Below are 11,951 nucleotides of genomic sequence, written 5' to 3'. Positions count from 1 at the left end.
CTTCCCGCCCGGACGATGCCCACAGTGTTCGCGATTGTGCGGACGAGCGGCACCCCGGAATTGGGGTCCGACGGCACTTCGGTGCCGGTTGGGATCGTCGGCTCGTTCCCTGCCCTGCCCGCACACCGCGGGCCCGTCGACAGCGTCGGAAGGGGACTACTGCGGCAAGACAGAACCGCGGAGGATGCCGGCGCTGCCCGCTCTTGCCAGGCCATCGCCAACTGCTTCGTTGGCATCGGCGCCGTAGGCAAAGTCATCCCGGCCGTCGCCATCGATGTCGCCGAGGGTGCGCAGGATCGCCCAGTTGCCGCCCTCGAAGCGGCCGTAGCGCAGCGTGACGCCCTGTCCCGCCGGCACTTCGTCGTCGAATTCGAGGACGGTCTGTTGTCCGGTCGGCAACGCGGGCCCATGGACGATGAAGGCTTTGCCCGATTGCGTCGCGTGACCCTCGGCCAGCCCCAGGGAGATCAGCAACTCGCGCCGGCCATCCGCATTGCGGTCACGCAGTGCATCCAGGCCGTTGATGCTGCCGACCCCTTCGCCTCGCAACACGATGCGGCCGGCGATCAGGGCGGGATCGCTGGTGCCGACATCCAGGCTCGCCGGCCACGAGGCACGGCCGCGCAGGATCTCGATGCGCCCCTGCCCGCTGCCGTCGATGGCCAACGGCGAGTGCGCGATGCCGAAATCGGCGATGCCATCGCCGTCGATATCGCCGAGAGCGGCAAGTGTGGCGGCATTGGCGGGCAGGCGATGCGCGGCCGAGACATACATGCCTGCCGCGCCAAGATTGCCAAGGTCCAGCGTTCCCGGCAGTGCAGCAGTACCGAACACTACCGCGCGCTGGCCATCGCCAAGAATCACCTCGAAGCTGTCTGCCGGTACGGCACCGGTGCGGATGCGACCCAAGCGCGGCGTGCGCGCCAAGGTGATCGGCTGCAGGCCCGCCGGTGCCGTGATCTGCGTTCGCCGCGGCGTGCCGCTGGCAATGCCGTAGATGATCTCGATGCGCGGCGCGCTCGGTGCGCCACGCAGCACGCCGAGATCGGCGAAACCGTCGCCATCGATATCGCCAAGTCCGGCCACGCGCAGCCCGTCCGTAGCGTCGAGCGCATAGCGTCGCGAACGCGCCTGTGCGTCTGCTTGCGGATCGATGAAGGCCGGCAAGGTCGCGCGTCCGGCGACCACCGCCACAAAGCCGCCCGCCGCCGAAAGGAAGGCCAGATCGGCACGGCCGTCGCCGTTGAAATCGCCAACACCGGCGTACTTGCCGGTGAGCGGCTCATTGGGCTTGTCGGCTCGGCGGATGCGCGTCGTGCCGCTCGGCGGCGCGGTCGGCACAATGCTGCTGTGGGCGTTGAGCACGGCACCAGGCAACAGCAGTTCGGCGCCCGTTTGCGCGCCAGTGGATCGCAGCAATTCGATGCCCGCGGCGCAGGAGCCGGCCTTGGGACAGAGCGAGAGTGGCTCCGGCATGCCAAACAGCACATCGGGTCGACCATCACCGTCAACATCACCTGCCGGCAGAACCTCCTTTCGCCCGTCGATACGGATCTCGCCTGGCGATCCATCGCGTGTGCTGTAAACCTGTCGAACCGGCGGGGGCGGTGGTGCAGCCTCGCCACCAGCGCTGAAGATGCTGTTGTGGCTGAAGTAGATGTAGCTGCGACCGACCGTGGGCGCGGTGATCGCCAGTTCGCCGCGCCCATCGCCGTTCATGTCGCCGATTGCCGCCAGCCGATGGCCGACGCCGGCACCGGCGCGAGTCGACAGGAACTTGACGGTTTGCGGTGGCGGACTCGACAGGTCTATTGCAGCAGGCCACGTTGACCTGCCATAGAGAACGGCAACGCGCCCTGCGCGTGTTCCGCCCTGATCGGCGCCCGCGGCACCAAGCGCCAGATCGGAGATGCGGTTGCCGTTCAGATCCATCACGGCCAATCCACTGCCCAGTTGGTCGCCGGGGAAGCCCTGGCGGACCTCGGTGATGTTGGCGGCGCTGTTGATGCCATTGAAGTTGCCGCTGCCAAAAATGATGAAAGTACTGAGCGCGGCGCCGTTACCCGGATTGGGCGTAGCGATCACCACATCCAGATGACCATCACCGTTGAGGTCGCCTGAAGCGGTTTCGATGTCATTTGAGTCGCTTGTTCCGAGCGCCCGCATCGGGTTGATCTGATCGAAAAAGACCTGCGATGCGAAGGCCGCCTGGCCTAGAATCAGCGCGTCGCGACGAACTCCCGCTCCGGTGCGCCCGCGCACCAGCAGATCGGCACGGCCATCGTTGTTGATGTCGCCGATGCTGCGAATTGCGATGATGGCGCCAAGCTGCGCCTGGGTCAGGTTGGTAATGGTGAATCCGTTGGTGCCATTCAGGGCTCCGAGGTTGCTCGGCATCGGCCCCAACGAGCCAAAGATCACCGCAGCGCTGATGCTGCCGGTGGCCGAGCTGTCCACCGCGAAATCCATTCGCCCATCGCCATTGATGTCGCCGAGCGGCGTAACCCGGAAGGTCGAGCCGCTGATGGTCTCCGTCGAACTCAATGCAGCCAGGTTGGTACTCGCGGCCAACGCTGTGGTTCGGCCGTGCACGACGACCAGACGATCGCCATTTCGCAACAGCAGCGAAGGCAATTGGCCGACGTCGCGCAGCCGTCCTGCCGCGCCTGCAAGATAGCCGGCGCCGCGCTCAGCGGTGTCGACGATACGTGGGAACTGGGCGCTGCCGCTGGCCGGAATCACATAGGAAGGCTGGAATGGTGCGCTCAGGTTCGGCATCAGGTACAGCGACGAGGGATTGCCGGTCAGCGCAGTACTGGTGGCCTGCGCCAACAACAGATCGGTCCCCGCGCTGCCATCGAAGTTGCCGAGAGCGACCAGCGAGGTTTCCGGCATGCGCGGGTGCTCGATTCGAAAGCCCTCGATGCCATTCAAGCTGTCGAGATCAAGCGGATCGTACTCTCCGCGATCCTGGCGCAGCCGGTCGTCGTCGAGGATGACTGCGCTGGCCACGCCACTGCCGATGGCGAAGTTCGTCGCGCTATAGACCTCGAGATCGAAGGTCTCATCCTGTTCGACGAGCCCGTCGTTGGCCAGCGGTACGTCGACGATCGCCGTCGGCTCAGCAGGCGTCAGCGTGACGCTGCCACTGCGCGCAAAGTAGTCGCGAATAGCGCCTTGTGATCTGGCACTGCCATCGATAGTGCGATAGTCCAGCGTGGTCGAACTGCTGCCCAGTGGCTCCAGCCCGATCACGAATCGCGCGATAGCACCGTTGCCCTCGAGTACCGGCGTAGTGCTGACCAACGCCTGCCTTGCTTCCACGACTATGGGCATTGGCGTCAGCTCGGAGCTGGCGATTCCCGTGAGTACGGTTTGCGCGACGATCTCGCTGCCGACCGCGAGGCGGCCGGTCAGGAAGCGGTTGCTGGCCTCGAGTTCGGCTGTTGCGATGCCACCGGGATAACGGTGTTCGCCCACGAACTCCAGTCGCTCCTCGATGCGACGGTAGAACTTCACGGTGAGTCCAGCATCCTGCGGCGAATCGACCTGATAGCTGACGCGCAGGCGATCGCCACGATCATTGAACAAGGCCGACAGCAACACGGGCGTGTTGAGCAGGCGATTGGGACCGTTGTCCAGGTCACCCGGATCGTTCGGCGTCGCGCCGGCTGGGCCGATGTCGATCGGGACGCCGTCTGCCGGCAGACCAAGCGCACTAATGATCACCTCGGTCTGTGCCCCCAGAATGCGCACCGCGGGCCCTGCGTCGTGGCCGATGGACACGCTCGAGAAGTGAACCTTGCCAACGCCAACGGATCCCTCCCCTATCGAAATTGCGTGGCCGAGGTTCGGACGCAGTTCGCCGTCGGCGATGCCGATCTGATCACTCAGGAATCGAATGACCGGGAGATTGATGCCGTCCGGACTGGTCTGCGAGCTGATGATCTGGACGCCACCGCCGATGTTGGCGCCGATGTAATTGCCGGATGTGAAGAACGCATGGACCAGATTGTTCGAAGGCGTGCTGATGGACAGGCCGTAGGCACCGTTCCCCAGCGCTGAGCCGTCACGCGCCAGGCCGATCCGGTTTGCCGATATGCCACCAGCGGTCGGCCCAGGCTCGCCACCGACGACCATCACGCCATGGGCGCGGTTGCCCGAGATGAGGTTCCCCCCGCCTATCCCCGCACCGATGACCCAGCTCAGGGATGTACCTGTCACCCGGGCGTTCGGGCGCAGCTCAATGCCTACCAGATTGCCGCGTGCGACCTGACCGCTGCTATCGGTTCCGAGATAATTGCCCAGGATGTTCATTGGCCGACCGTTGGCACTGGTCGTCATGCGGATGCCGGCGCCACTCCAGCTGTGGATCGCGAGCCCAGTCACGGTCGCGCCGTGGATCAGATCGAGTCCATTGACCGTACCGGATATCGCACTGCCATCCAGCGCGATCTGGATGACGTTGTTGAGCGCCACGCCGTCGCGGTTTGAGTTGGGCATGCTTCCAGGCTGGGTATAGCCATCAATCGTGTGGATCGCTCGCCCGAGCAGCGGCAGCGGTGAGAGCGGACGGATCGTGTGCGGACCGCTGCCCGGGATGCCGAAACCGATACGGATGGACTCGAAGTTGTTCCCCAGGGTGATCGCTTCACGCAAAGTGCATTCCGCGATTGTGCAGGTGCCATCACCGGGGTCGGCGCTGGAGGTGACGATGATCGTAGCGCCGGGGCCACCGTCCAGAATCGTGCCTGTACCGCTACCGTCGCCGACGCTCAGGCCCTGCGGCTCCGATAGCTCGGCGAAGAAGTTCTCGTCCCCCCTCCGGAATGTCGTCGTCGCGCACGTATACCTCTACGGTTTGTGACTGATCGCCGGCCGCGAATTCGAGGACGAAGTCGTTGGAGTCGAAGTCGGCAGATGCCTGCGCGCTGCCGTTCTGCGTGCGCACGCGCACGCTCGCCGGACCCGGCGCCGGCCGATCCAGGCTTACGGTGAAGCGCGCCAGCACCTCGGCAAGGCCGCTGGATACCGGCTCCTGCACCGTGACGTCGTCGATGCTGGCTATCGGCGGCGGCGGCTGGTCATCGTTCAGCACGATGCCGATCGCTTGTCCGTCGGCGATGCTGGCGCCGCTGGCGTTGGAGAGGTTGACGAAGAACTGCTCGTCGGGCTCGACCTCGGTGTCGCCGTTGACCAGCACCGTGACCGTCTGGGTGACCGTGCCGCCGCTGAAGTTCAGCGTGCCGCTGGTCGCGGTGTAGTCGCCGGGGGCGGCCGCGCTGTCGTTGGCGGTGGCGTAGTCCACGCTGACCGCGGCGCCGGTGGCATCCTGCAAGGTCACCGTGAAGTCGAGCGCAGTGGTGCCGGCGTCGCCTTCGTTGGCGGAGACCGCGTCGATGCGCAGGCTCGGGGGTGCCTGCACCACCTGTGTGGCGAACGCCGCCTTACTGCTGGTGTAGGCGCCGTCGCCCGGATAGAAAGCCTGGATCGGGCGCTCGCCGACAATGGTGAACAGCAGCTGGCAACTGACGGCCGGCAGCACGATGGTGCAGGCCTCGCCGGTGTTGGCACTGACAGCGACGCTGCCGGTCGGCGGCGGACCGCCGGCTTCGGGATTCACCGCGATGGTGACGGTCACCGCCTGGCCGGGGTTCGACGGGTTCGGCAGGTTGGAGACGATGGCGAGCGCGGTATCGAGGCCCGGTTCGTTGGTCAGCGCGAAGGTCTGCGTCAGCGCGCCGACGCGCGCGGTCACGTTGTAGTTGCCGCTGGTGGTGATCGCGGTCGCGACGACGCTGGCGATGCCGTCGGCGCCTGTGGTCACCGGGTTCTGCGCGAAGCTGGCGCTGGCGCCGCCCACCGGCGCCTGGAACTGCACCGGCACGCCGGCGATCGTCGCGCCGCCGGCGCCGAGTGCACGCACCTGCAGGGGCAAGGCGAAGGCATCGCCAACCGCGGCGGTCTGGCCGCTGCCGGCCACCAGTTCCAGCGCCTCGATGCCCGCGGTGACGGTGTGGCTGGCGGTGGCATTCGCCACGCTCGTACCGTCGACGCGCGCAAACGCGCTCTCGGTGGCGGGCAGGGATGCGGTCAGCGTGATGGCGCCCGGCGCGCCGGTGCTGAGCAGTTCGCAACTGCCCTCGCTGCGCAGCGGCGTGGCGGTCGGCACCAGCGTCGCACGGCATTCGCCGCCGCGGCCGTCGACGATGCGCACGCGGCCATTCGGCGCGAAGGGCTCGCCGGGCACCGCCTCGGCGCGCACCGTCACCGTGTAGGGCACCCCGGCCGGGCTCGGGTCCGGATCGTCTGACAGGATCGCCAGGCTCTGGATGCGGTAGAAATTGAACTCGCTCTGGTTGCCCTGGGCGTCGATCGCGGTGGCGACGACCACATCGTTGGGGCCAAAGCTGACACCCGCCGGCAGCGTCAGCGCAATCGCCTTGACCTGCTGCGCGTCGCCGCTTTCGTAGGTGTCGCTGCCCAGGAAGACCTCGCCCTCGTCGCCGCTGGCGCGGTAGAAGTCGACCGTCAGCGGATAGACCGACTTGCCGGCGGTGCCGGCGGCGCCCGCGTCGAACTCCGAATCCACCCGGTAACTCAGGTTCAACTGGTTGCCGGCCTGGCTGGGGGCGCTGATCTCCGGCCAGTTCTGCTGGCGCGAGGTACTGATGGAATCCTCATCGCCGACATCGTTGAGCGAGCGCGTGCCGGCCGCGGCACCGATGCTCAGCCCCAGGCCCGCATTGCCGGGCCACGCATTGCCGCGCGCCCGCACGAAGCGGCGCAGGCCGGCGATGCCGTGGCCGGGGCTGCCGAAGCTCTGCGCAATCGTGTTGCCCTGCCCGGCCGCGAGCCCGCCGATGTCGACACCGCTGCCCTGGGTGGCGATGGCGATCGCGCCCGCCGCATTGCCAAGCGGATTGCCGTCGACCGCCAGGCCGAACACATTGCCGCTCAGCGCGCCGCCGGCGTCGCTGCTGCAGATGTCGCCACCAGTCCAGAACAGGCCTCGCCCGGCATTGCCGGCGATGCGGTTGCCGACCAGGCTGGGGAACGGCGCGCTGCAGTTGCTGGTGATGCGGATGCCATCGCCGCTGTTCGGCAGTTCCGCCAGGCCATCCCGGCGCAAGCCGATCAGGTTGCCCTCGACGCGCGGCGCGCCGGCCAGGCGCAGGCCGTCGCTGCGGTTGCGCGACACCAGGTTGCGCGCCGCCGGCGTGTCGCCGCCGATGGTCACCGTCTCGTCGGCCAGCACGCCGAACTGCGCGGAGCGCGCGACGTTGCCGCTGGCATCGGTGCCGAGGTAGCAGCCCTCGATGCGGGAGTCCGCCGAGCGGAAGCCGAAGTTCACCGCGTTGGTGCCGTTGTTCGACGGCACGCCCCCGATCGCGAGGCCCCGCAGGATCACCAGCGGCGCGGCGCCGGTCGGGCCGGCGGCACCGATGTTCAGGATCGCCGGCACCGCGGCGGCCACGCCGCTGCCGTCGATCTCGATCTTGAGCACGCTGTCGAGCGCGCCGGGCGCCGGGATCGTGTTCGCACTGGCGCCGGGCTGGGTGTAGCCATCGATGGTCAAGGGCTTGGCGATCGTCGGCAGCACGCCCTGCGGCGCGATCCGGCACACACCGCTGCCATCGCAGCCGGGATCGCTGCCCGGAATCGCGAAGTGCAGCGTGTCGGCAGCATCGTCGAGATTGGCCTTGGCGATCGCGCCGCGCAGCGAGCAGTCGCCCGGCGCGCTCGTGCAGGCCTGGAAGGCGACAGAGCCGTCGTCGCTGGTGGTGTCGACGACCAGCGTGGGGAGTCCCGCCGGCGACGTCAGGCTGGCGCGCAACTCGTCGAAGTCGAACTGGCGCTGGTCGCCCCAGACCAGGCTCAAGCCGCTGAACAGGCTGGCGTAGTTGCGGAAACTGCCAATCAGTTGCGGCGCGCTCAGCGGCTGGCCGACGACCGGGTTGAGCCGTGCGTGCATGGTGTCGCTGGCGCTGGATGCGAAGTCCAGGCGCATCACCATCAGCGTGGTCTTGCCGGCTGCATTGCCGATGTCGCGGCTGCGGCCGTCGTTGCCGTAGGAGCTCGAGACGGCGCCGCCCGGCACGGCAACGGTGCCGCGCTGGCCTTGCCCGAACGCCAGGCCGCTGTTGGCCTGCCAGGCACCGCCGGACACCGGCAGGACCTGCCCGAGGGCGTCGCTGTAGGACAGCCCGGCGACGATCACGCCGCTCTGCGCGCCGGTGACGGCGGATGACGGGCCGTTCGCGGTCACCGTCCACGGCCCGTCGAAGCCCACCCCGCCGTTGGCGCCGGCAAGGTTGTCGTTCAGCGGATAGTCGAAGGGCTCGTAGGCGGCCTGAGCGGTCGCCGCGGCGGGCCCGCACAGACCCAGCACGACCAGCACACATCGCAGCGCACGCATCGGCTTTCTTCCCGCCCGGACGGTGCCATCAGTGTCCGCGATTGCGTGCTCGCGCGGCACCCCGGAACTGGGGTCCCGTCGGGGCGCGTCAGTCCGCCGTCAGCCCGGCGAGCGCCCGCGCATCCAGTCGCAGCACCGGATAGCGCATCCAGGCCTGGTCGAAGTAGGGCGAGCGTTCGTAGAAGAAGCGCAGGCGGGCGCGCGGGTCGGCGGCGAAGGCCGTGTCGCTGGCCAGGCGCGCTTCGAACTCGCGTTTGAGGGCCGCATCCGCCGCCAGCATCTCGCGCGCGAGGCGCTCGAGCACGCGCGCCTCGGCGTACTCCTTCTCCTCGAAGATGGTGTCGAAAAAGCCCCAGCGGATCAGGCTGTCGCCGCTGGCGGGCTCCAGCAGCAGCGCGATGAGGCGCGCGCGCGGCTGGTCCATGTCGATCAGCCAGCTCCCGGCGGGAACCTCGGCCGCGACCGGCTCCAGGGTCGATTCCAAGCTGGTGACGAGGTGGCGTCCCTCGAAGGGCCGCGGCGCCCACTCGACCTTGCTGAAGCGGTGGCGCTCGCCGGTCACGCGCGCCGCCGCAGGCAGCCGCTGCATGCGGATGCCGTGCAACTGCAGGCGCTCGATGACCTGGGTCCATTGCGGCGGCACCAGGTAGGCGGCCGGCGCCGCGGCGCTGGCGGTGACCGTGATCTCACGCTGCACCGGCAGCGCGAAGGTCTCCGGGCGGGACTGGTCGTACTGCACCCAGGTGCCGCCGGAGACCTCGCTCGGCGTGCGGGTTTCCGCGTAGCCGAGGAAGTCCATCGACTCGGTCTTCGCCGACAGATCGAAGGCCAGCGGCACCGGCTGGTCCGCATCGAAGCGTTCGCCATCGGCCGCCGCCACTGCCGCCATCAGCGCGGCCGGGTCGGCGGCGACCGCGCGCAGCACCTCGCGCAGCGTGGCCAGGGTCGCCAGCGCGCGGGTCTTGTGGTCCTTGACCATGTGCGATTCGAGCAGCAGCCCGGGGCGGCCTGCGGCGGCGGCGTAGCCAACCGAAAACCTCGGCGCGGAGACGCCCTCGACCAGCCCGGCGCGCAGATCGTCCCAGTTCTGCATGTTGACGTAGAAGGCGACCGGCCAGCCGGCCTTGGCCAGCGCCGGCTTGACCGCCTGATCGAAGCTCTTTCGCTGCCAGCCGGCGAGCGCGCCGTGGATGTTCGGCCCGGCCTCGTAGGCCCAGGTCATGGCGTACTGATAGTCGGCGCCGTCGGTGTTGTGCAGATCGACCAGCAGGTCCGGCTGCCAGGCCTGCCACAGCCGCAGCCAGGCCTGCATCTCCGGGGCGTCGGCCTTGGTGTAGTCGCGGTTGAGGTTGAGGTTCTGCGCGGTGGCGCGCCAGCCCATTTCCGCCGGGCCGTTCTGGTTGATCCGGTTGTAAGGCCCGAAGCGCTCGTGGCCGTCGACGTTGAAGATCGGCACCAGCACCAGCACCACCGGCTCCAGCAGCGCACGGTCGGCGCCGAACAGCAACTCGCGCGAGAGCGCCATCAGCGCGTCCTTGCCCTCGATCTCGCCCGCGTGGATGCCCGCCTGCAGCAGGATCACCGGCTTGCCCGAGGCGCGCGCCGCTTCCGGCGTGGCGATGCCGTCGGAGCTCAGCACCACCGCGTTCAGCGCGCGCCCCTGCGGGCTGCGGCCGAAGGCGAGCAGGCTGGCGGCAGGGCTGGCCGCGTCCAGGCGCTGGAACCATTGCATCGTCTCGGCGTAGCGCGGCGTGCGCGCGTAATCGCTGGCCTCGGCGGGGGTGGTCCAGTCGGCGTCCGCCGCCAGGATCGACGGGGACAGGGCGCAGGCGAGCGAAAGGGACAGGGCGCGCAGCAGCATGGTCGGACCTTCGAACCGGAGAGCGCGCAAGCATGCCTGATCACGGTCTGCGCGAAAGCAGCGCGCTACCATCGCACTGTCAGCACCTTGGACGGAGACTCGCCATGCGCACGCGCTACGCCCTGCTGGCCTGGCTCTGGTGCGCCACTGCGAGCACCCAGGAGTTCAATTGCGACACGCCGGCGACACCGCTGCTGGCCAGCCCGACGGTGCTCGGCAATGGCAGCCCCGGCAGCGTCACGCGCGCACAGCTGCAGGCGGCGTTGAATGCCGGCGGCGATCTCCGCCTGAACCTCGGCGGCGCCACGCTGACACTCGACGCCACCTTGCAGATCACCCGCGCGGTACGCCTCGACGGCGGCGGCGCCACCCTGTCCGGCGGCAGCGCGCGACGGATCATCGACATCAGCAATCCGGCCCTGGCGAACTACGACATCGTGCTGATGAACCTGGTGCTGCGCGATGGCGACGCGCGCAGCGCCGGCGGCAACGAGTTCGCGCGCTCCGGTGGCGCGATCCTCAACGACCATGGCAGCGAGCCCTGGCGCGCGGTCGGGCTGCAGCTGTACGACGTGCAGCTGATCGGCAATCGCGCCATCGAGGTGGCGCAGGATGGCGGCGGCGGCGCGGTCTACCTCACCGGCCACCGCGAGTTCGTGTGCGTGCGCTGCCGCTTCGACGACAACCACGGCGCCAGCGGTGGCGGCTTCTACGCCCTCGGTACGCAGCAGATCCGCTTCTTCGACAGCGAGTTCAACGCCAACTACGCCACCGGCGATGGCGGCAACCCGGGCAGCGGCGGCAATGGCGGCGCGCTGGCAGTGGACGGCGACACCCGCGAGCTCAGCCTGTGCCGCACGCGCCTGACCGCCAACCACGCGAACGCCTTCGGTGCCGGGTTGTTCACCACGGTCTACGACCAGACCAGCCTGACCCGGATCTGGCAATCGACCCTGCACGGCAACATCCAGGACGGCAGCGACCAGCACACCGGCGGCGCCTACATCCAGGGCGGCCCGGTGTCGATCCGCGATTCCACCTTCAGCGACAACTCGGCGGTGGGCTACGGCGGGCTGGCGCTGTTCGACCACGGCGCGGTGACCACCGGCGGCGAGATCGTCAACTCGACCTTCTCCGGCAACATCGCGCGCAATGGCCTCGGCGGCGCGATGAACCTGCAGGGCACCGCCCCGCTGCTGCTGCAGAACCTCACCATCGCCGGCAACCGCGCGCCCTGCGGCGTGTGCTTCGCCGGTGGCATCGCCAACGGGCGGGACGGCCGATCACGCTGCGCAACTCTGTGTTCTTCGACAACACCGGCGGCAATGCCTTCAACCCCTGGACCCTGCTGAACCCGGTGCAGGGCGGATCCAACAACATCCAGTTCCCGCAGACCCGCCCCGGCAGCGGCGGCCAGCAGGAAGCGCGCGTCACCCCCGACGCGATCTACGCCGACGCCCTGCTCGGCGCGCTGGGCGACAACGGCGGGCCCACGCGCACGCAAGCGCTGCTGCCCGGCTCGCCGGCGATCGACAGTGGCACCGCCACCGGCGCGCCGCCGGCCGACCAGCGCGGATTGCCGCGGGTCGGCGCCGTCGACATCGGCGCCTTCGAAGTACAGGGCCCAACGGCGCTGTTCGCGGACGGGTTCGAGTAGGTGCGCCGGCGCAA

At 68.7% G+C, this 11,951-nt stretch carries 5 protein-coding genes; 2 read left to right on the top strand and 3 right to left on the bottom strand.

All coding sequences use genetic code 11. The annotated features are described in order from the left end of the window. Positions 1–156 precede the first annotated feature (156 nt). The 3 genes from IPK27_01405 to IPK27_01395 all read right to left on the bottom strand — a co-directional run bounded on the left by IPK27_01405 (position 157) and on the right by IPK27_01395 (position 10,280). Complete coding sequence (locus IPK27_01405) at positions 157–4,479, bottom strand: FG-GAP repeat protein (protein ID MBK8066312.1); 4,323 nt, start codon at positions 4,477–4,479, stop codon at positions 157–159. Positions 4,480–4,759: 280 nt separating this feature from the next. Beyond that, positions 4,760–8,419, bottom strand: a complete 3,660-nt coding sequence (locus IPK27_01400; protein MBK8066311.1) for an Ig-like domain repeat protein — start codon at positions 8,417–8,419, stop codon at positions 4,760–4,762. Positions 8,420–8,507: 88 nt separating this feature from the next. After that, the gene (locus IPK27_01395) at positions 8,508–10,280 is read right to left on the bottom strand and encodes a peptidase M14 (protein ID MBK8066310.1); all 1,773 of its coding nucleotides are present in this window, start codon (positions 10,278–10,280) and stop codon (positions 8,508–8,510) included. Positions 10,281–10,384: 104 nt separating this feature from the next. Here IPK27_01395 and IPK27_01390 point away from each other — a divergent pair, with 104 nt between their 5' ends. Continuing rightward, positions 10,385–11,632 carry a hypothetical protein gene (locus tag IPK27_01390; protein MBK8066309.1) on the top strand — a complete coding sequence of 416 codons (1,248 nt, stop codon included), beginning with the start codon at positions 10,385–10,387 and terminating at the stop codon, positions 11,630–11,632. Next, complete coding sequence (locus tag IPK27_01385) at positions 11,581–11,937, top strand: hypothetical protein (GenBank protein MBK8066308.1); 357 nt, start codon at positions 11,581–11,583, stop codon at positions 11,935–11,937. The genes IPK27_01390 and IPK27_01385 overlap by 52 nt, the downstream gene beginning before the upstream one ends. Positions 11,938–11,951: the final 14 nt, after the last annotated feature.

Source organism: Rhodanobacteraceae bacterium (assembly GCA_016713135.1).
In the GTDB taxonomy this organism is placed as follows: Bacteria; Pseudomonadota; Gammaproteobacteria; order Xanthomonadales; family SZUA-5; genus JADKFD01.
Note: the sequence above shows the minus strand (reverse complement) of the source record. Positions and strands in the feature narration are given on the sequence as shown.